This is a genomic window from Paenibacillus sp. FSL F4-0125 (genome assembly GCF_038008565.1).
Taxonomy (GTDB): Bacteria; Bacillota; Bacilli; order Paenibacillales; family Paenibacillaceae; genus Paenibacillus_AQ.
Window position 1 is genome coordinate 5,411,258 of record NZ_JBBOZJ010000001.1, and the last position, 21,853, is coordinate 5,433,110.

General features: G+C 45.6%; 15 protein-coding genes. 5 read left to right on the forward strand and 10 right to left on the reverse strand.

Annotation, left to right across the window (positions count from 1 at the left end; translation table 11 throughout):
• Window positions 1-139 precede the first annotated feature (139 nt).
• From NST74_RS24015 to NST74_RS24060, 10 genes are all read right to left on the reverse strand, one after another.
• Window positions 140-670, reverse strand: a complete 531-nt coding sequence (locus NST74_RS24015; protein ID WP_341114786.1) for a hypothetical protein — start codon at window positions 668-670, stop codon at window positions 140-142.
• 156 nt (window positions 671-826) lie between these two features.
• Window positions 827-1,732: an AraC family transcriptional regulator gene (locus NST74_RS24020; RefSeq protein ID WP_341114788.1), complete on the reverse strand. Its 906-nt coding sequence runs from the start codon at window positions 1,730-1,732 to the stop codon at window positions 827-829.
• Between the two features lie 170 nt (window positions 1,733-1,902).
• Window positions 1,903-4,308, reverse strand: a complete 2,406-nt coding sequence (locus NST74_RS24025; RefSeq protein ID WP_341114789.1) for an S-layer homology domain-containing protein — start codon at window positions 4,306-4,308, stop codon at window positions 1,903-1,905.
• Window positions 4,309-4,447: 139 nt separating this feature from the next.
• Window positions 4,448-4,996, reverse strand: coding sequence for a cupin domain-containing protein (locus NST74_RS24030; protein ID WP_341114790.1), 549 nt, complete (start codon window positions 4,994-4,996; stop codon window positions 4,448-4,450).
• A 352-nt stretch (window positions 4,997-5,348) separates the two neighbouring features.
• On the reverse strand, window positions 5,349-8,744 hold the full coding sequence (locus NST74_RS24035) for a cadherin-like beta sandwich domain-containing protein (RefSeq protein ID WP_341114794.1): 3,396 nt from the start codon (window positions 8,742-8,744) through the stop codon (window positions 5,349-5,351).
• A 301-nt stretch (window positions 8,745-9,045) separates the two neighbouring features.
• On the reverse strand, window positions 9,046-9,294 hold the full coding sequence (locus tag NST74_RS24040) for a GNAT family N-acetyltransferase (protein WP_341114796.1): 249 nt from the start codon (window positions 9,292-9,294) through the stop codon (window positions 9,046-9,048).
• A 121-nt stretch (window positions 9,295-9,415) separates the two neighbouring features.
• Window positions 9,416-10,624 (reverse strand): hypothetical protein, encoded by a 1,209-nt coding sequence (locus NST74_RS24045; RefSeq protein ID WP_341114798.1) that lies wholly within the window; start codon window positions 10,622-10,624, stop codon window positions 9,416-9,418.
• Window positions 10,625-10,658: 34 nt separating this feature from the next.
• Window positions 10,659-12,065, reverse strand: a complete 1,407-nt coding sequence (locus NST74_RS24050) for a hypothetical protein (protein WP_341114800.1) — start codon at window positions 12,063-12,065, stop codon at window positions 10,659-10,661.
• A gap of 233 nt (window positions 12,066-12,298) precedes the next feature.
• A complete protein-coding gene (locus tag NST74_RS24055) occupies window positions 12,299-13,693 on the reverse strand; it encodes an SMI1/KNR4 family protein (RefSeq protein ID WP_341114802.1) in 1,395 nt (464 codons plus the stop codon).
• Between the two features lie 104 nt (window positions 13,694-13,797).
• Window positions 13,798-14,541 carry a glycoside hydrolase family 16 protein gene (locus NST74_RS24060; RefSeq protein ID WP_341114804.1) on the reverse strand — a complete coding sequence of 248 codons (744 nt, stop codon included), beginning with the start codon at window positions 14,539-14,541 and terminating at the stop codon, window positions 13,798-13,800.
• 148 nt (window positions 14,542-14,689) lie between these two features.
• Here NST74_RS24060 and NST74_RS24065 point away from each other — a divergent pair, with 148 nt between their 5' ends.
• The 5 genes from NST74_RS24065 to NST74_RS24085 all read left to right on the forward strand — a co-directional run bounded on the left by NST74_RS24065 (window position 14,690) and on the right by NST74_RS24085 (window position 21,806).
• Window positions 14,690-15,610, forward strand: coding sequence for an ABC transporter permease (locus NST74_RS24065; RefSeq protein ID WP_042130771.1), 921 nt, complete (start codon window positions 14,690-14,692; stop codon window positions 15,608-15,610).
• Between the two features lie 18 nt (window positions 15,611-15,628).
• Window positions 15,629-16,513 carry a carbohydrate ABC transporter permease gene (locus NST74_RS24070; RefSeq protein WP_042130773.1) on the forward strand — a complete coding sequence of 295 codons (885 nt, stop codon included), beginning with the start codon at window positions 15,629-15,631 and terminating at the stop codon, window positions 16,511-16,513.
• On the forward strand, window positions 16,514-18,238 hold the full coding sequence (locus NST74_RS24075) for an extracellular solute-binding protein (RefSeq protein ID WP_341114806.1): 1,725 nt from the start codon (window positions 16,514-16,516) through the stop codon (window positions 18,236-18,238).
• A gap of 148 nt (window positions 18,239-18,386) precedes the next feature.
• Window positions 18,387-20,231, forward strand: coding sequence for a sensor histidine kinase (locus NST74_RS24080; RefSeq protein ID WP_341114809.1), 1,845 nt, complete (start codon window positions 18,387-18,389; stop codon window positions 20,229-20,231).
• Between the two features lie 3 nt (window positions 20,232-20,234).
• A complete protein-coding gene (locus tag NST74_RS24085; RefSeq protein WP_339287923.1) occupies window positions 20,235-21,806 on the forward strand; it encodes a response regulator transcription factor in 1,572 nt (523 codons plus the stop codon).
• The last annotated feature ends 47 nt before the right edge of the window (window positions 21,807-21,853 follow it).

Genomic DNA, 21,853 nt, shown 5'->3' on the forward strand with positions numbered 1-21,853 from the left:
TAGTAAATAAAATCCAGCCAAAAGTATAGACTTTTTCTTTATGATCAATTATGATGTTGAATAAGGTCTTGAAAAAAATAAGCATACAAAAAGCCTTTGGATTTTAATCCAAAAGGCTTTTTTTTGATGAAAAAATCACCTATTCAATCATTGATTTTGCTAATAAAACCATCTGCTTCCTAGACAATCGAAAGCTATCCACCTCAATATAAGTACCATCTTGCACCCAACGCAAACATCCTCCTTGTGTTCCATAATCATACCTTGCTTCAATTCCGTTCAAATAAACAACCTCACCACTCGTATCAAATTTAAAGTCCTCTTCTATAACTGTGGTCGTACTTGTTTTCCTAAGAATATCAATTATTGTTTCAGATCGCTTACTTCGGTACCCTATCGCTTTATGCTGTTCAATTCCAAACAGATACGTACTTCCTGATTTATCAAAGTAATGGAGTCTAACCTTTTTAATTAGTTGGTCAGTATCTAGAGGATATGGCTCCTTGATTTCAACCTTCCAATCTGTTAAGCAGTAGTGTGGAGTAAACAGCTTGAAATCCGTTGCACTTTTTAATTGATCTAATCCAATATGCGCGAAAGCTATTTTAGGAATTAACAACGATATTATTGTTAAGAACAAAATTAAAATCCGTTTTTTCATAACCACCATCAGCACCTCCCATGCGTTTATCCGTGTAGGATTCCCATTAATGAGGGCTTTTTCAACGTAAAGAAGCTACCCAGTGTGCAGGTAGCTTTCTTGTCTACAACTCTTATTGAGCTATCGTTTCCCTTACTAGCTTTATGATACAGTTCACCAGACGATCTAAATCTTTCTTCTAACAGGAATCCAAACCTCACATATCGATTCTTCCTGTGTATCATCCATCCAGAAGTATTTTTCCATACATGGACCTTCTACTTGTTCAAATCCTACCGAGGGGAACCATTCTGAGTAAATTCGCCTCCAAATATTTTGGATTTCCAGTCCAATTTCCGAGTCATCTGGAATTGATTCACGGCTATCAAATACCGCATAGGTTTGACCCGGGACATGAAGAGTAACAAGCCCTTCTGTTACTTCTTTACCATCAGGCAGATCGGTCCCCATTAAATAACGTTTGGTTCCATCTTCCCTAAAGTCGAAATAATAGCCATACAGTAGTGAGCCTGAGGGTTTCCCAACCAAATCATTAATCCGATCATGTGTCCCATCTTTCCAAATTCCCTCTACAAAAATAGGTATTTCTGTATAGGCATCCTTTTGAATAATAACGTCCTTTCCGATAATCGTTGAAGCCTGTTCTTCCACAATTCGATAGTTCATTTCAGTTTCTCCTTTAATCTGAATTTGAAAGGAGATTCGAGGAAAAGATTTAAGCTTCACGTTCTTTTTCTTCGCCATGTGCGGCGTCACCCCATGCATTCGTTGAAAAGCTTTAGCGAATGCTTCTGGGGTCTCATAACCATAATTTAGCGCAATATCGATGACCTTATTATCTGTTCCTGCTAACTCCTCGGCTGCTAGCGTAAGACGCCTGTTTCGTACATATTCAGTAACCGTAAATCCGGTTAAAGCATGAAACATACGTTGAAAATGAAATTTCGATGTCATTGCAGCCGTAGCAATGTCTTCGATCTCAATGGCGGAGTTCAGATTGTGTTCCACGTAATCTATCGCTTGCTGTAGCAGCCTAATCGTCTCCAAGACCTCATCTCCTTTCCATTTCATTGTAGAGAAACCGATAAATCTATTCCTGACCCGGAATGCTTTGATTTGTCCAAAAAATTCCTGTTATCTATGATAAGGTTCACTTTATCATCTAAAGAGCAAAACAAAAAGCACCCGTTTGGGTGCTTTTTGTTTATGGGAGTGATTTTTTCCTACAGTATAAATACTCGTTACTCTATGTCTAAGGAAAAATCAAGACTGATGTTTAGCATGCGCAAGATCATGAGTAATGCCTCAGATCTCGTAGAATTAGCATTTGGTTTAAACAAACCGTCAACAGTTCCCTTTACGATCCCCATATCAGATAACATATTTATCTCAGCCTCTGCCCAATGACCGAGAATATCCTTGAACTTAGTCTCTTTTGCTAAATTGGGGTTAATGACTGCAGCAAGCATAGCCGCTATTTCTGCTCTGCTAATAGAATTATTCGGTTTAAATGTTCCATCCGAGTAACCGTTGGTAATGCCACTAGCCTTTAATCCCGATATTGCATCTGATGCCCAGTGATCCTTAACATCTTTGAAATTGGATGAGTCTTTAGCTTCTAAACCAAGCGCTTTTAATAGCATGGTCGCAAATTCTGCTCTTGTTACCGTAGCAACCGCATGAAATGAGCCGTCGCTGTACCCCTTAATAATTCCAAGTCTAGTTGCTACTTCGATTGCTTTAGCGTTTGGTGAGTCCTTAGATACATCCTTGAATGCTAGCGCAGGTGTAGATTTTGCCTTTTCTACAATAGCCTTAACAACTTCAAGATCAACCTTTTCGTTGAAGAATGGCGCTGGGGTCGGTGTTGTTGTTGGCGCTGTTGTTGGCGCTGTCGTTGGTGCTGTCGTTGGTGCTGTCGTTGGTGCTGTTGTTGGTGGTTCTGTTGTTGGTGTTGGTGTTGGCGTCGCTGTTGGCGTTGGCGTCGCTGTTGGTGTTGGTGTTGCTGTCGGTGTTGGTGTCGCTGTTGGCGTTGGCGTCGCTGTTGGCGTTGGCGTCGCTGTTGGCGTTGGTGTCGCTGTTGGCGTTGGCGTTGGTGTCGCTGTTGGTGTTGGCGTCGCTGTTGGCGTTGGTGTCGCTGTTGGCGTTGGTGTCGCTGTTGGTGTTGCTGTCGGTATTATCGGTTGATTAAACACTTTAATTTCTTGAAGATCAGGACCCGTGCTGCCATCTTCTCCAACTGCATGGATCACAATCTGAATGTAGCGCTTGGAGATCTCTTTCGGAAAAGAGACTGAATCTATCGTATAGCCATTATATTGTCCATCCGTATGGACAAGGCTAGCGTAAGTCGTGCCTGTGACTGTTTCAAACGGTCCAGTCACGCTGTCGCTGACCTTCACTTCGTAGGATTGCAGATAGACGGTATCGACAACAAGGATTTCATTATAAGTCGCGCCTGCATTCATATCTAGTGTGATTGTCCAAGGTGCATCGAATTGACTGCCTATCCAGCCAGTCTCCAATAAATCGTCAGTCAAATGGCCGGTCTGACCGCTGGTGGTTCCTTTATCGACTGTAACCGGTACACCATATGCCAGGTTAGTGCTGTCTTCATTAACGATGATGGTTCTCTTTACCGCGACAGCTTCATTGCCTGCGGTATCAGTGGCATCATAGCGAATGGTATACCGACCCGCAACAGACGTATCGATAGCCGGGAGCTGGACATTGTTCAAGCTGTAAGTGACTTTGGCTGTCAGATCGATGTCGACATTATCAGTTACTATTACACCAGGATCATGGAAGGACGTACCATTCCTAACCAGCACGGTTGAAGCACCGTTAAGCGTAATGACCGGTTTTTCCGTATCGATGGCGGGACTTGAATATTCGTCAAGCTCAGGACTCTGCAAGACCTGCGAGCCGTAGGATGTATAAGCTTTGCCGCTCGGAAGATAAGCGATGCCATAGAGACTGTACTGCATATTATTCAGTAATGTCTCGAATTCGGACGCAGCTACAGTACCGTTCGATAAATGATCACTGTTAATGCGATAGACATTATAATTAAATTGTCCAAGTGCATATAGATGGCCGGCAGGACTTATCGTTATACCTAGCACAGGTGTTGGAAGTCCTTGAATGACCGATGTCGCAGCCGTTGCTCCTGGCGCAAGCTTGTAAATGCCTTTACTTGTGTAGTCCGTGAAATAAAGGTTGTCTGTGGCATCAAAAGCCATGCCGTATACAAAATTAAAGCTCGTATTGTAATATACGGTGCCGCTATTCGCGGGAAGAGGAAAATTGACGAGTGCGCTTTTGTTGATTTTATAAATATTTTTATCATATCCGTCAGTCGTGAAGAACAGATCTCCGGCTTGGTTCAAGGCGACGGTCATAACAACACCTCTATCCAGCACTTTCGTGACCGCTCCCGTCTCGACCGAAATGCGATAGATGCCGCCCGGATCTCGCTGAGCTACATAAATATAGCCGTCATGGTAAGCGAGTGCTCTTGCATTTTGAATCGAAGCACTTATAAATTCGCTAGGAGATAGAGAATCGGGAGCCTCAGAAGCCTTGGCTGCGGGAAGGCTTACAAATAGAATTATCAATGTCATTAATAAAGATAAAAAACGTTTCATAAAGGAGATCCCTCCTCTTTCAAGTTGTAAAATAGATTAATGCTACTCTAGCAAACCGTGCTGAGCTGCCCTCATGCAACCACAGCTTGGCTTGCAGAAAATCATAATCCCCATAGTTTCTGGCGACAGAGCATGATGATTATACGGTCTCCCCTGTATACTTTTCTAGCGCTTCATATAGCCCCCTTTTATGTGCGCGTTTAACGATTAGACCAAAGATACTACGTTGTATCCAGAGTGGAATGCCTGCGATGAGCGTATTTTGTAGTAATAACACTAAAGCGGTGTGTGCAAGCAATTTAGGATTACCTTTTGCATCAGTTAAACCATCCTCCATTAGCCCGTAATGAATACGAACAGACTGCTCGAACTGACTTGGTGGTGTTAATCGTACACGGAATATAACCGGATCATCGTCATTATTCGTAAAAGTATGTGGTGTCTTCATCGGGGCAATACGACGTTCGCCCGCTACTAGAATGTGGTTTGTTTTGCCTAATGTTACCGTGAGCTTGCCAGAAATCACTTCAAATTCTTCTTCAAAACGATCATGAATATGTAGTGGAGGACCCTTGCCATGTGGGGGGAGTGCAACTTCAATTAATAAGTATTCACCCTTCGTATCCTTTGCTGTTTCTATAAACGTAATTTGTTCACCCGTAACTCGATTAGTTACCGTTTGTTCCACACACGCTCACTCCTTGGGTTAATCATTTATAAAATGAACTAAAAGGCCAAGCTGCCACTTTAAGCCTCAATTCTTTCAATAATAGAGAATAAATAAATTGTCGAATAGTGAGTGCTGTCATCACTTTGTCATATGACAATATGGATTTTTATGTAATAAACAAGAGTAACCACTCAAAGTAAGCGACATAGTTCACACTTCACACAGAACCGTGGGCATACAGCAATGAATTGCAATTTAATAGGGCACCCCTTGGATGCCCTGTTATCTATTAATCGTAGATAAAACTTTAAAAAACTTTTTTTCTCTTCAATGTCTTGTCTTCCAATGAGATTGAAGTAATATTGTTGCTTTAATAACTCTTTTGAGCGATCATCTTCATTAGAATCGTTACCGCCTCTGCTCTTGTTGCCTTATCATTAGGAGCGAATTCGTTATTGCCTTTACCGGATACAAGGCTAAGATTCTTCAATGCCGCTACCTGCCCCTTCGCCCAATTTGGAATTTGAGCGTCATCCACAAAACTGGTTACAGCACTGTCTTCCACCTTCAATGCTAATGCTTTGACGATCATCACAGCCATCTCTGTGCGTGTAATTTCTGCATCTGGATGGAAACTGCCATCCGAATAGCCTTTAACAATACCTAATTGTACAGCTTGCTCTATCGCTTGCTGCGCCCATATGCCAATCTTCACCGAATCGGTAAACTTCAACTTCTCAGCATCTATTTGCGGCTTCAACGCCTTCATTAACATAACTACAAATTCCTCACGGGTTACGACGCCATTAGGTTTGAACATGCCATTCACATAACCGTTCACGATTCCGCTCTGTGCCGCTTTAATAATCTCAGACGCTGCCCAGTGACCCGTTATATCGCTAAATGTCAGTTGATCCGATCCGGACTGTTCCTTCTCTTTGCTTACAGCCATCACAGCAAACTTTGTAAAGTGATCGACTCCCACAGTGATCTTATTGCCGTCTACCTTGCCGCCGTCAATTTGCACCCACACTTTCTTCACTTCGTCATAGTAGAATACAACTGGTCGCTGCTCCTTCTTCAAACCTGCCTCCTCGAAAACAAAGGTAAGTGTTACTGCTTTGGTAAAATTATTCGTAACGTTTTTCAATATTTCGTAAACCGGACTGATTAGAACTTGTCGATCAGATAGAAGATCTTTCGTATAGGTCAATCTCTCTATCGTGATTATTAATTCTTTATCTGAAGCACCTGCCGGAATGACAACAGTCACCTCCCCCGGCAGACTCAATTCGCCTGTGCTTCCTACTGGCACCACTAATGTGCCATTCGTTGAGGTCACTTTTCCACCACTATTACCTGTATTACTTGAACTGCCACCTTCACTGATCACTACCGTCTCCCGGGTCAATGTTACCGTATAAGTCTTCGTCGTTCCATCTGCTGCCGTTACCTCTAAAGTAATTGGGTTTGCTCCTTCAGCTAATGGAATCGCGCCCGAAGCTGCTCCGCTCGTTACCGTCGTGCCATTTACCTTAACCGACGCTCCGGCTTCCGCTACCGTCGGCGTTACCGTAATGCTACTCACACTATTCGCCACGCTCGCTGTGTAGCTGGTTGTACCCGATGCAAACGTCGGTGTTAAGCTCCCTCTCGACAGCGTCAGGCTACTTATATCAGCGTTCGTGCTCAGTACTGGCGCCTCACGTGTCAATGTTACCGTATAAGTCTTCGTCGCCTTACCATCTGCCGCCGTAACCTCTATAGTTATTGAGTTTGCTCCTTCAGCTAATGGAATCGCGCCCGAAGCTGCTCCGCTCGTTACCGTCGTGCCATTTACCTTAACCGACGCTCCGGCTTCCGCTACCGTCGGCGTTACTGTAATGCTGTACACACTATTCACCACGCTCGCTGTGTAGCTGGTCGTACCCGATGCAAACGTCGGTGTTAAGCTCCCTCTCGACAGCGTCAGGCTACTTATATCAGCGTTAGTACTTAGCACTGCCGCCTCACGTGTCATTGTTACCGTATAAGTCTTTGTCGTTCCATCTGCTGCTGTTACCTCTAAAGTAATTGGGTTTGCTCCTTCAGTTAATGGAATCGCACCCGAAGCTACCCCGCTTATTACCGCCATGCCGTTTACCTTGACCGACGCTCCTGCATCCGCTAACGTCGGCGTTACTGTAATGCTGTACACACTATTCGCCACGCTCGCTGTGTAGCTGGTCGTACCCGATGCAAACGTCGGTGTTAAGCTCCCACTCGACAGCGTCAGGCTACTTATATCAGCGTTCGTGCTCAGTACTGGCGCCTCACGTGTCAATGTTACCGTATAAGTCTTCGTCGTCTTACCATCTGCCGCCGTAACCTCTATACTAATTGAGTTTGCTCCTTCAGCTAATGGAATCGCGCCCGAAGCTGCTCCGCTCGTTACCGTCGTGCCATTTACCTTAACCGACGCTCCGGCTTCCGCTACCGTCGGTGTTACCGTAATGCTACTCACACTATTCGCCACGCTCGCTGTGTAGCTGGTCGTACCCGATACAAACGTAGGAGTTAAGCTCCCACTCGACAGCATCAAGCTACCTATGTCTGCGTTAGTGCTATCCCCGAATTTCATAAGACGGTCAGCTGCAAACGGAATCATCCAAACATTTTCCCCGTCATATACGCCGCCCATAAACGCATTACTATCTTTCTTAAAACCACTAGGCCAACTGTTGTATCCCGTCATATCCCCTGTCGCGGCATTGACCTTCATTAACATGTTAGCGGATTGTGGAACCAGCCATATATTCGTACCATCATACACGCCGCCGGCAAAGCTTTCGCTCCCTTTTGTAAAGCCGCCAGGCCATCCGTTGTATCCGGTCATGACTCCAGTGGTCGTATTGAATTTAACCAGATGAGTGGCATTATTCGGTATCAACCAAATATTTATGCCATCGAAGACACTTCCAGCAAATGCGTTTGCACTTTTGGTGAACCCGCTAGGCCAATTGTTGAATCCAGTCATGTCTCCGGTTGCTGGATCAACCTTGATTAAACGATCGGCCCCACTCGGAATCAACCATAAACTTGTGCCATCGAAAACAGAACCTTGAAACGGATAACTGCCAAGAACTGTCCCGCTTGGCCAACTATTATAACTGGTCATTGCTCCTGTCGTTGTATCAACCTTTACTAAACGACTACCGGAATAGGGGGTGAGCCATATATTAGTACCGTCAAAAGTGCCTCCAATATATAGCTCGCTACCTCTCGATCCGTCTGGCCAACTGCTATAACCTGTCATTACACCTGTAGTCGCGTTTACTTTGATGACCCGATCTGCACTATATGGAATTAGCCATATGTTAGTTCCGTCATAAACTCCGCCGGCAAAAGCATTACTTCCCTTAGTGAACCCGGCGGGCCAATTGCTATATCCTGTCATTTCTCCAGTGGACGGATTGACCTTCATCAATCGGTCGGCATTGTATGGTATCATCCAAATACTTGTTCCGTCATAAACGCCGCCGACAAAGGCAGATAATCCCTTTGAAAACCCACTTGGCCAGGCTTGGTATCCCGTAAAAGCGGTCCCCAGCACTTCGTTTCCAGGAATGGAGCCACTATATCCGAACCCGTCCTGATTAGAGATATTTGCAGCCGCTGCAACGGCCGATATGCCGCCAATACCTGCCCCATACTTCCCCGGAAGTACACCTATTAAAAAAAGAATAATCAAAACCATAATTGCCAATTTGCTGCGTAGCCTTGTCACTGCTCTTCCGTCCTTTCGCTTAGAGAATCGGTTGTTTTTTTGGAAACCTTAACGTAATGCCACCAACCTATCCATGCTTAATCAAGCCGTCATTCTATCTCGATGTTATCTTGTACTATTGTTACATCCGATATGGTGACCAGTCTGTAACCCCGACTACATTTTACGAACGAATGGAGTCAAGTATATTTTTCTAGCGAAATTTCCATAATGGATTCTTACCTCCACGCAAATAAAAACTGGAACCCGTTATCCGGGTCCCAGTTTTGGTAGAGAATACTTATTAGAGGACGTTCTAGCATCAAATATTAATTGACATATAATTCTTTCCTTCAACAAAACCTAGACTTTCATACATCGGTTTACCCATATCAGACGAGTGTAGCAGGATTTTTCTAATTCCTTGTGCCTTTAAATCGTCTATTGCTTCACTAACAAGTTTGGATACAATACCCTGGCGACGAGCTACTATTGCCTCATGAGATAGCAATATCTTACGAAATTCAATTAACTGCGGTATATCGGTTATAAAAGCTTTTCGAAACAGCACGATTGACTTCCTTCCTATTCAAAACATAGATTTTAAATATTGTGCTGCAACGTAGCGAATGATGTTGCCCTTGCAATAGCGAACAACTCGCAAGCAATGTTGGACTGAACGTTTATTTCATTCAGTATTCGCGCGCTGCATCGAACCACTGTTGAGCCATCTCCTCTGCTATTGGCTGACCAATCAGGTGATCAGACTGACTGAGTTGCCACACCGCTTCACCAAGGTCTTCACGTTCAGCGGTTTCAATGCCTTTGAGGTTGTTGAAGCGCACGGTGAAAGCGGTAATAGCTGCCTCGGCTTCGGCAAAACTACGAGCCTCGGACAAAGTTGCCTGTGCAACGTTGTAAGCTTCATTAGCCAGCTTGGCCAGACGTTTAGGCCACGACGAAAACGGGCGGCCGAACTCAGTCGTCCACCACTCAGCCTTTCGTAATTGGCTCACTGAAGCATGGTCGGTCCAAGGGCGGGTTACAGCGCGAGTTTTCATTTGCTGTTTTAGACGCTTGCCAGCAATCTCTTCCACATTATAGGCGATAAATCTAGTAAGCAACGGCCACACGTTCAAGTTCGGCAAGCCACCCAGATCAGGCATGAAGCGCAGCTCCAAATTCGTTAACTGGGTATGATAAGCCATTAAGTCCAGGTCGCAAAAGTTTCCCCACAAACTCAGTGAGGTTAGGTTTGGGAACCGGTTTAGACACTCCAGCGAAATCGGCTGACCTAACGGCGTATTCTGTAGCGTCAGGCTCGTTACCTTGTGCAGCTCACCCATGTCAGGCAGCAAGAAAGGAGTATCATACTTGCGTCGGCCGGTGCGCGGCGCTAGTGTCAGAGAAGATGGCATATCTCCTGTGGCCGAGAAGCGTGATAGGTCGCCGGATACACTCAGGCGGAAATGCCGCTTCGGAAGTCTCAAGCTCAGAGAGCTCCCGGACTGATCCAACTCGATATGTAAGCCATACAAATTGGACTGAGTGGCATCCGCCACCGTGTCTGCAGAGAGGATCGGAGTCCACGTCATCTCTTCAATGGGACGTTTCTGTGCCCAGTCAAAGAAGCCTTGGTCACTGCCTGTATAATGCAGAAATCGCGGCCAAGGAGAGCCCGCCGGGGTGGCAAAGACATCAAATACGGTCCAATCAATATGCGTATCAGGTGAGACATGAAGGTCTGCCTTCTTCCCCAATTGCGATGGTCCAATGGATAGACTGCCCACACCGGGCTTAATGACAAGAGTGTGACTAAGTGGACCTGTCAGGTCGATAGGATAACCACCAACTTCTCTAACTGAACCAGCTGAAGGACTAGCTTGGCTATCATTTGGCATTTCTATCATCCTTTCTTCAGAAGCATATCCAGACCTAACTATTCACGCCTGACTCTATCTTCTGAGCAATAAATTGTTTGAATCTTGTAAAATACCGCTCTGATGCTTCCCAGCGCCTAAGATCCAAATAGGGCATGTCCTGCTTGCCATATTGATCGGGCGGCTGATAATACCGGGAAACATAAGTTCCATTATCCAGTGTATAAAAATAATATGCTCCATCCGGTGTCTTGATTTCAATCCGACCATGCAGGAGGTCTCCGTCCTCGTCCGTATGCGCTTGACGGAAGCTGTAGCATTTGGAGCCGTCCCAGAACCCGTCATCCACCTCTTCTTCCTCTTCCGAATATAATTCCTGAATTACGGGGTGTTGCAAAATATCTTCCACATACTGTACCTCAATGTTTCGTAAATAAAGCTCAGCCATATTCGCGCAGGTCAGCAACATCGTCCAGCAATCGCTAATCTCTGCTAGTTGTTCCTGAGACTCTTCTGAAATGTCCTCCCACTCAGATCCTTCATCTATGGTTCTCCTCAACAAACCGACAGAATGATCTTGCTCCAGCCAAATATAATAGTGATGCCGGTTATCATTCATATACACGCTAAGATCCCGCTCTTCTCCGTCAGCATCTATATGCTCCAGTTGAACTTTGAAAAAAACGTCTTGCTCCCAAAATCTAAAAGACGGCTTGTCACTCGGCATTAAAATACACTGCGTCAACTTCAATATATTTTCCTCATTGATCGTGTTGTGGGTGAAATATAAATGAACAGCTTTCTTGTTAGTCGGGGATTCATTTATTTTTTTCAGTACGGAACGCCCTTCTTTGATTATGTTCACTAGTGTGCCAAAGGAAAAGTCGGCTTCCTCTTCCTCCTCTTCCACATCCAGAAAAACTTCATCGATTAACACCTCATGAATATCCACCGGAAGCTCCTGAAATACGCCGTCCCCTTCCCACACATTTACTAAGCAGGGAATCGATTTCTGTCCGTCAACTTTGATGCTGTACTCATCATCCTGAACTAAAACCGCAGCGCTGAGATCACCTTTCACAATCGTTTCCCCATGATTGTAGGAGCCGCACAATATTTCCTCAATCATCAGATTGCCCGATACATAAATTTCCTGACCGCCTACAGCTATATTTTTCGCACTCATATTACCGGTCACCATAAGTCCTATAGCACCGTCTGTTTCTTTGTTATAGAGATCGTTTACAGTAAAATTCCCATCTATAAAAATGATAATTACCTCTTTTTGTTGTGGGAAAGCCTGCTCCCAATCCAGATTAAGAGAAGGCAGTGTTAAATCCCCTTCAAAATAAGCTGCAAGCTGCTCGTCACTGAAATCCTGGTAAAACTTCGCCCACCAAGATCCTTCCGGAAATTTATCTGCTAGTTGACTAATAGGAATGAATCGGAAAAGATTGCTCATAACATTATTTTCCCTTCATTTTTAAAATTTCCATTATTTTCTCATATGTAAAAATTAGGGTCAATCTTAACTTTAGGCTTGATTCATCAAATAATCTACGGAGCGAAATCAAAGGCACTACCAAATACATCAAAAAGAGCAACCCTTACATGAAGTATGGGTTGCTCTTACTTTTATGAAAAGAGATATCTTACCAGTATGTGCTACGGTCCAGCTTATGATTATTTTTGTGATCAATCAAGCTCCGCGTCTGCGCATTCCGCCTCGAGCCTTGCAATGACCTCGAAGTGGGCTTGATCCGTGAAGCGAAGCACCTCATTTTCCTGTACGATTATCCCTTCCCGAATCCGCCCATCCAGCCAGTCGCTGATCCATCCGGGAGCATACCCGCCTTGACCGAACTCGCCGCCAAAAGCGATTATTGTCTCATATACATCCAGATATTGTTGACGGCTCGTATTCGGATAAGCCCTTGTGTACAGCCAGAACTGCACATCGTACATCAGAATAGAAAGCTCATCCGCATGAAAGGAAAAGTGTCCTTTCTCTTCAACGATTCGGGTACAGACTTTACGGATCTTCTGCTCAAGCTGGTCCACCTCAGGCATACGACTACACAGCTCCGCGAGCAAAGGTGAGAACTTGCCTACGGCTACTTTTCGCAGATCCTCTTCTTTATCTTCTTGAGAGGTATCATATTCCTCCTCACTCACCAGACCGCGGATAAATGTCTCGAAGTCTTGCGCCAGGAACGTAATCTCATAATCGTCTTCCTGATCCACATGAATCACCTCGGGTTCACCGTCCCTCCCGCAGTTCCGGTAATCCAGCATCACAACATCATGGCCTGCTGAAGGGCAGTCACAAATCACCACCCCGATGTCAGGATACCCCCACTCCTCAATCATGAACGGGCTTCCGAGATCGCCGCAGATTGAATAGCTTTTCTCGCGCCCAATGCCCATAATGCCTGTAATCGCAATATGATCCTCAGCCCATGAGGTCGCGTCCTCCGTCGGGTAACAAGTATTGTAAGGAACTCCCCCATTGTGCTGCTTCATCAGACGGATATAGGAGGCAGGAAGCTTGTAACCAAGCTCTTCTTCTACGGAAGCAATCAGTTCATCCGTAGGCGGATCAGAGACATATTCTCTTATTGCATAATCGCTATCGTCCCAAAACTCGGAGAAATCCATCCCTTCAAAAGGAGTTGCAGCCGTCCTCGAATCATTATGCGTATCTTTAATCACCCGTCTGGCTGCGGCGTGTTGTTCTTTGCGTAGCTTGCGCTGGCTAAAGTTCAGTAACATGGCCGTATTCTCGTTGTCAGGATCGAGGTCATTGGCGATACCCAGCACTCTAACTGCTTCCTCATATCGGTTCAGATAATAGTAGGAATACCCTACACGAAAATGCCACAACGGGTCATCCTGCCCCTGTTCTGCAATCATCGCAAACTGTTCAAGCGCTTCTTCATAATGACCCAGATTGTTATACGCTCTTGCCAGACTGCTAATCTCCTCGTAATCTCTGTCCTCTGGTGAAATCTCCATCAGGGTATCAACTATCTTCTGATGTTCATCATCTTCATGCCACTGTGCCAGCTGTGCAATTTGCTCTTTGTCCATGTCTACCTCCCCAAGCATATAATCAAGTTGCTAGAATATAGAAATATAGTTTTCCCTATTCTACCAGATGGGAAGTAGGTTTTGAAAATTGAAATAAGGCCTAATTATTGGTACAGCCGTATCCCTGAGACCGTCATGACCGCTGGCAGTGCAGACTCGTCCACCGCCACATTGTCGTACCAGCCACCCACCGCAAGGTTAAGCACTAGATAAAAGGGTTCATCAAAGGGCATCACGCCCGGCTCCTGGCGACGCTCAGCAAAGCAATGGCCATCTACCAGCCATCGAATTGAACTTGCATCCCATTCCAGTGCATAATCACGGAATTCATTAATCGTCCCTTTTTCAAACTGGTACGAAAACTCCTCGACGATTTGATGTTCCCAATCCTTTCCGTAGTGCAGCGTTCCGGATATTTGCTGGGGCAAGCGGCCTTTGGCTTCCATGATATCAATCTCGCCGGAAGCTGGCCAATGCCCGTAAACTTGCTCCTGCGGAAGCAGCCAAATGGCAGGCCATATCCCTTGCCCTAACGGCAGCCTTGCACGCACGACTAACTTGCCATAGCAAAAGGAAAAACGGTCCTTTGTATCCAAACGGGCCGAGGTATACCCAAAATGCCGTCCATCCTTTTCAATGGATTCGCTGCGCGCACACAAGTTTAAGCCAAATTCATCGATATATAGGTTGCTGGAATGATCCGTGTAATACTGCTGCTCACCGTTGCCCCAACCTGGGTCTATTGGATTACCATTGTTATCTAGCAAGTCGTTGCCATGGCGAATATTCCATAACTTCAGATCAGTATTACTAGCTAAGAAATTTTGTTCCCATACAAGCTTGTTCATCTTTTGCACACTCCCCTCATTTAATCACAGCATACTTAAATTTTGCGGCTGGTCAAACAAATCTAAAAAATTGGGATAGGGTCAATAATCCTGGGCTTTTTTTCCTATACGCTTTTTCATACGATGAAATAGAAAGGGGGCACGGAACATGTTCCAATACAGAACGGAACAAATGAAAGCGCTTGTTAAACAGTGGCAATTGCAAAGCATGGTTATCCCGGGAATCCTCTGGATGTTTATCTTTTGTTATATCCCCATGTTTTGGCTCATTATTGCATTTATGGACTACAGCATCGCCAAACCTTTACTAGAATCACCGTTTATAGGGCTGAAGCATTTTCACGATTTTATGACAGATGAGCGTTTTTGGCGTTCGATCCGCAATACCCTGGGGATGAGCAGCATTAAGCTGATCTTGGGTTTCCCCATTCCTATCTTGTTTGCCTTAATGCTTAATGAAATACGGAGTCTTCGATTTAAGCGTACGGTACAAACCATTTCGTACCTGCCGCACTTTATTGCCTGGACGATTTTTGGTGGCATTGCACTCAATTGGCTCGGTGAAGGCGGTGTGATCAATCAGCTGATGATGGCAATCGGGTTTCAGGAACGTGAAATCCTGTTTAACAGCGACCCTAAGTACTTTTGGTGGATTACCTATTTCACCGATATTTTGAAGGAAACGGGTTGGAGCGCCATTATCTACATAGCTGCAATATCCGGTATTGATCCGGGACTGTACGAAGCAGCCGAGCTGGATGGCGCAAATCGGCGGCAGCGAATGTGGCATATCACCATTCAGAGCATACGCCCCACCATCGCTATTTTGTTCATCCTCGCTGTCAGCGGGATACTCGGCAGTAACTTTGAGCAGATCTTTATGTTGAAGAACAACATGAACATGAAGATGGCAGAAAGCCTGGACTTGTATATCTATAATATGGGGTTGGTCTCCGGGCGCCATTCTTTCTCAACAGCCGTCCTGTTTGCCCGCTCTATTGTGGCGCTAGGTTTGTTGTTTTTGGCCAATCACACATCCAAAAAACTAACCGGTGACAGCATTTTTTAAAAGGGAGAGGACAGAGGTATGGAAAGACGCAAGAGGTTTCGGCAAATCGGAGTATTTGAGGTCTGCAATACCCTGCTGATGCTGGCGGTTTGTTTTTTAACACTGTACCCGATGTGGTTTGTATTTATTAACTCACTTAATGCGCCGCAGCAAGCATCACTGGGCACCGTCAACTGGTTTCCCAAAGAATTATCGTTGGCCAGCTATAGTGTTGTGTTCAATGATAAGACGATGATGAACGGTTTTTACATCACCACCCTGCGCACGGTACTTGGGACAGCGATCCATGTATTCTTTACCGCCGTTATAGCTTATGGAATGAGCAAGTCTAATCTAATCGGCCGCAAAGTGTATCTCAAAATCGCATTGATTACAATGCTGTTCTCAGGCGGTCTAATCCCTACGTTTATTCTGATGACAAAGCTGGGCTTATATGATAATTTTTGGGTATTTATTATTCCTTCCATGTACACTTTTTTTAATATGGTCATTTTTATGAGCTTCTTCCGCACCATTCCTGACAGCCTGGAGGAATCTGCGAAGGTTGACGGCGCTTCAGACTATGGCGTCTTGTTCAGAATTGTATTGCCCAACAGTATGGCTGTCATTGCAACCATATCGCTTTTTTCAGCCGTTTATCATTGGAATGATTATTACCAGGGCGTTATCTACATCCGCTCGCAGGAATTACTGCCACTGCAGACCATGTTGTACAAAATTATTGCAGAGAACTCCATGTCTTTCATGCAGCAGCAAGCTATGGCACAATTCGGCGCTAGGTTGCCTGGCAACTCTATCAAATTTGCATCCATGATGGTAGCCACACTACCTATTCTAGTAGTCTACCCCTTTATCCAGCGCTATCTGGTCAAAGGTGTGATGATTGGCGCCATTAAGGGATAAGTGTATGCGTATAGAAACGGGTATCCAAAAATTCAGAAGCAGCAGAGAAAGGATGATTATGTCATGAAACGCAATCTCATTAAGCCAGGTTTGACCCTCGTTCTGGCTATAATTCTGACGCTAGGCATGGCCGCATGTAGCAACAATTCAGCCAATAACAAACCAACACCACAACCAACGGACAGTACATCACCGCCGCCGAATGAAGCAACACTCAATCCCGATGAACCGGCATGGAAACTCGACACCAGCCCTGTGGATCTGACCTGGTTCGTTGGTGCTAACTGGTATGCCCACACCTGGGGAGAAAGCTTGACCTCCAAGTATGTAACGGAAAAAACAGGTGTTAACATCAAGCTAGAAGTACCCTCCGGCGAAGCGAACGAGCATATTACTTTGATGATGACCTCCGGCAAGCTGCCCGACTTGATCTCGATGGGTTCGTGGGAAACGGCTGTTAAAAAGCTATGGGAAGGCGATCATGTCTATGCCTTGAATGAATTGGCAGATAAGTATGATCCCTACTTCTTCAAGGTGGCTGGAGACGGCACACTGAAATGGTATCGCCAAGAAAATGGTAATACCTATGGTGTTCCGAATGATTCATATAGCCCCAACCTGATGCATGAAACCGGCATGACGGCCGCCAACCAGACTTTTCTGGTTCGGAAGGATCTGTATGAAGAAATGGGCAGTCCGGACCTGAGCACACCAGAGGGCTTTCTGAATGCATTGCAATTGTTGAAGGATAAATATTCGCAGTATAAAGGTCAGCCGATCAGCCCCTTCTTTGCACAAGGGAATGTTCCTTACGGGATGACTGAATATTTGCAGAACCTGCTGGCCGTTCCGCATGAGAAAGACGGTAAAGTATACGACCGCATTACCGATCCCGATTATATCGCCTGGCTAAAAACCTTCCGTACGGCTTACGAGCGCGGGCTGATTAATGTAGATTTCCTGGTGGATTCCGATACTCAGGTAGAGGAAAAAACGAACAACGCACGTTATTTCATGATGGTCCGGGAGTGGACTGGTATGTCGGCTGTCAATCCTATGCTGGCTGCAAGTGGAAACCCCGATTCTTATTACATTGCAGTCGATGGGCCAAAGAACAGCAAGGGCGACAGTCCTAAGCTATTCCCCGGCAACATGGACGGCTGGATGGTGACGATGATTAGCAAATCTACCGAAAATCCTGAACGAGCTATCCGCTTTTTGAGCTATCTGGCCAGCGAAGAAGGCCAACGCGATATATTCCTTGGCAAAGAAGGCGAAACATGGGAAATGGTAGACGGCAAGCCGCAGCTGAAGCCTGAAATGGTAAATTTGCTCGAAACTGATATTGAGAAAATGGAGAAAGAATATGGCATCATGGATACCTATTGGATGATGCGAAACCCTGTAATCATCAACCAGTGGAGACCAGAGAAAGCTCCTGTCATTAAGCAAATGGAAGACTTCGCTAATAAACGGGCTGATATTGATAGCGGTATCTACAAGGGCTTAGATCCACAGGGTGATTCTGATGTATCGGTAGCCTGGTCGCGTATTTCTCAAAATTGGGAGGAAGTTCTCCCTGAGCTGATTACGGCCAAGAATGAGGCTGACTTTGATAAAATCTTTGAAAACTTCCTTGACCGCCGCGAGAATTACAGCTTCGGCAAGGTGATGGAATACCGCCAGGCTGAACTGGATGTGCGAAAATCCAAAATGGCAGAGTAATAATCCCCGTATAAAGATTGCTGCCGGTCACCGAAATGGTGGCCGGTATTCCCTTTTTCACTAGTTATAACCATTTGGAAAAACAGCCTAGTTACCTACCAGGCGGTTTGTAATATATGGTATATTACAAGGGTAGGAGGCTGCTTAAATGAAGTATCTGCTGACTAAAATGAAGAGGCTTTACCGAAATTCACGCATTTCGAAAAAATTGTTTCTGGCCTTTAGCATGATGATTGCCGTTCCTGCGATTGTAGTATCTTTTTTATTTATTCGCATGCAGGAAAGCCAGCTATACAAGGACGCTATGGCCACCGGCAGCAGCCATGTCTCACGGCTTAACGAACAGCTGCGCAGCAGAATGGGCGTTATTGAGAACGCTTCCTCTACTGCGCTGAATCAAAAGGCATTTGTAGATTTTATTCACTCCAATATGCGCGGGGATGGCCTGCGTCTCGTAAAATTTAGACAAAATCAATTTGAGCAAATGCATAATATCATTCAGAGCCACGAGATGATCAGTGAGCTCAGTTTCTATGTCGATAATCCAAATCTATTTGAGATTTGGCCTGAAATCTACCATTATGACAAGTTTTGGCCGCAGGACTACTGGGTGACCCTTCGGGAGGAAGGTGGTGCGGCATTCCGCCTATTTGCTTTTAAGGATGGCGAGCATACGCTATCTTATTACCGACTGGTACGCCTACAAGGGCAGCAGCAAAAACTCCCTACCATTATGGAAATTCGCGCCCAGCATAGCGTCTTTTTCAATGACCTGCTTGAGGATAGCGGGGGAGATTTCTTTTCTGTAGTGATGGACGGAAGCAACCCTTCCCGCTCTGTTTACAATCCTGATCATCTCTTTTCTCAAAATGCCGGGGAGGATTTGGATAAAATTCTGGGCAGCATTCATCAACAGCTGGATGTGCTTCAGCAAAGTAGCCCCAGCCCCATTAAGGTTGAGGTCGGCAACCATACTTACTACGCATTGTATCGGTACATCGCCCCCTTGAACGCCTATGTCGTAGATATTGCCTCTCATCAGGCACTGATGAAGGGGCCGCGGAGCTGGTATCTACTCGTTGTAGCGATCACACTATGTGTTCTGCTCCTGATGCTGCTGCTTGTTTCACATACTACCCGGCGTATATTCAGGCGGCTGGACAGGGTTCTGGCTTCTATGCGTAAGGTGCGGCAAGGACAACTGGATGCAAAAATCGAAACCGGTCTCGGTGCGAACGAAACCGGTGATGAAATTGATGAAGTGGCCGTCAGCTACAATAACATGTTAGACGAGATCAAGCATCTGATGACTCAGGTGGTAGATAAGCAACTGGTTGCCAAAAATGCTCAACTGCATTCGCTGCATTCGCAGATCAATTCGCATTTTTTATATAACGCACTGGAATCTATTCGTATGCTCGCGGAGGTTCAGCGACAGCCTGCGATCGCCGACGCGTTGGTGTCTCTAGGTTCCCAACTGCGTTACAGCATGCAGTGGCGCAGCGATACGGTTGCCCTTAGCGAAGAACTTGCCAACATACACAGCTATATCCGCTTCATAAATTTTATGGAAGGCGGCAACATTGTATTGATGGCTGATCTCCCTCAGGAGGTGCTGCGTTATACAATTCCTAAAATGTGCATGCAGCCCATCGTCGAAAATGCCGTTCATCACGCGGCGCCTTCAGGCGGCAGTGTAAATATCCAAATTACCGTATCTGTAGAGAATGAAAGCCTTCTGCTAATAAAAATACGAGATGATGGTGCAGGTGTTAACCCAGAGATGCTGTACAATTTACAAGCTGTGCTACTAGGCGATATGGATTCGCCGATTGTCACCAGCAAGAACGGACTGGGCCTAGAGAACGTGCATAAACGCATACAACTTCATTATGGCAAGGGCTGCGGTCTTTGGATTGACAGTGTGCAGGGTGCCTATACCTGTGTGACCATACGCTTGCCTTGGGAAAATGTGAATCTTGGAGGATGGTAGAGTATGATCAATATTCTGATTGTCGATGATCAAAAGCATATTCGCGATGGACTTCAGGCCATGCTGCCCCAATTTCCCCTGCAGCTGGACAACATTTACTGTGCCGTAAACGGCATCGAGGCCTTGGGAATATTACGTCAGCACAACATTCAACTGGTAATTACCGATATCCGAATGCCTGATATGGATGGGCTAACACTGATGGCCCGGAGCAAAGCGGAACGCATCGAGGTGGAATACCTGATTATTAGCGGCTTCAGTGATTTTGCTTATGCTCAAAAAGCCATCGAACTCGGGGCAAAGGGCTACCTGCTTAAGCCTGTGAAACGTGAAGATTTACAAACCGCGGTAGAACATGTAGCGCATGAAATAAAAACCCGGCAGGCGCTCTCGCGCAATATGGAGCATATCTCCCGTCGTGCTCAAGAGACCGACCGCAAAGAACTGAGTATGTATATGCAGGGCGCGGTGAGCGATGAGTCGTGGGTCCTCCAGACCCAGCAGCAGAATCTAAAGTTATGGAGTAATTACCGCCTATGCCTGCTGCGGGAGGAACTATGGATTAACCAACCGGGGGCTAATAGTAGCCACAGCATGGAATCTATTGCCTATCGTGTATATGGCAGACAAGGTTGCATATGCCTGCAGCACCGCCCGTATCTGATCCTCGCGGTGGATGCGTCCGTAGATACGGGCGCCTTTCCGTCCGCTCTTAAGACAGGACAGATCGATGCCATCACTGCCATGACCAGCCCGCAGCAAGGATTGAAGGCACTGCCCCTCAGCTATACACAAGCGCTTGAGCTCTACCGCCACAGTTACCTTTTTCCTGAAAAGAGCTGCATTCTACCTACGCATATTGTAAGGCTGGAACAGCAGTGGGAGCTTCCCTATGAGGAGCTGTATGCCCTGTTCCAATTAGTCGGTAGCAAGAATAGCGGTGCAATTACCCAAGGTATTTCTATGATATTTCACAAAGATACGCTGCAACGCTATCACATCCAATACACCCAGCAGCTATGCCGTGCCATCGTGCAAATGCTGGAGGAATACGTACGTGTCATCCGCCCATACATGGGAGAAGAAGCGCTGGACATCGAATGTTTGCGTAATCTATTCGACTATCCGGGTATTCGCGATTATATTCAGGCGTTGCAACAACAGCTGCTTCGGCTGAACCAATTCTATTACGAATATAAGTGCAGCTACCGAAACTCGCAGGATTTGAATGAAGCCATTCGTTTTATACACGAAAGTTATCATAAACCACTGGACCTCGCGATGGTATCCAACCACGTGTCGCTTAATTATGCCTATTTTTCTAATCTGTTCAAGAAGAATATCGGCAAAGGCTTTGCAGAATACCTGCGCGACGTGCGCCTGGATAAAGCTCGGCGGCTGCTGGCTGAGACCGATCATAAAATCGTAGAGGTAGCCACCATGGTAGGGTATGAAAGCTATAAAAGCTTTACACGTGCCTTCCGGGATGTCATGGACATGCAACCCACAGAGTACCGCCAAATGATTCGCCGGAAGCATGACAGAGAAGACAATTACCAGGACACAGCGCTATAAATAGTCAAAAGCCAAAAAATTGGGTTATAACAAAAATAATTGTACCT

Excerpts from the sequence above, each read along its gene's own strand:
- NST74_RS24080 (WP_341114809.1), top strand. The coding sequence starts at position 18,387 with ATGAAGTATCTGCTGACTAAAATGAAGAGGCTTTACCGAAATTCACGC.
- NST74_RS24020 (WP_341114788.1), bottom strand. The coding sequence starts at position 1,732 with ATGAAATGGAAAGGAGATGAGGTCTTGGAGACGATTAGGCTGCTACAG.
- NST74_RS24025 (WP_341114789.1), bottom strand. The coding sequence starts at position 4,308 with ATGAAACGTTTTTTATCTTTATTAATGACATTGATAATTCTATTTGTA.
- NST74_RS24055 (WP_341114802.1), bottom strand. The coding sequence starts at position 13,693 with ATGGACAAAGAGCAAATTGCACAGCTGGCACAGTGGCATGAAGATGAT.
- NST74_RS24085 (WP_339287923.1), top strand. The coding sequence starts at position 20,235 with ATGATCAATATTCTGATTGTCGATGATCAAAAGCATATTCGCGATGGA.
- NST74_RS24065 (WP_042130771.1), top strand. The coding sequence starts at position 14,690 with ATGTTCCAATACAGAACGGAACAAATGAAAGCGCTTGTTAAACAGTGG.
- NST74_RS24050 (WP_341114800.1), bottom strand. The coding sequence starts at position 12,065 with ATGAGCAATCTTTTCCGATTCATTCCTATTAGTCAACTAGCAGATAAA.
- NST74_RS24070 (WP_042130773.1), top strand. The coding sequence starts at position 15,629 with ATGGAAAGACGCAAGAGGTTTCGGCAAATCGGAGTATTTGAGGTCTGC.
- NST74_RS24045 (WP_341114798.1), bottom strand. The coding sequence starts at position 10,624 with ATGCCAAATGATAGCCAAGCTAGTCCTTCAGCTGGTTCAGTTAGAGAA.
- NST74_RS24060 (WP_341114804.1), bottom strand. The coding sequence starts at position 14,541 with ATGAACAAGCTTGTATGGGAACAAAATTTCTTAGCTAGTAATACTGAT.
- NST74_RS24015 (WP_341114786.1), bottom strand. The coding sequence starts at position 670 with ATGGTGGTTATGAAAAAACGGATTTTAATTTTGTTCTTAACAATAATA.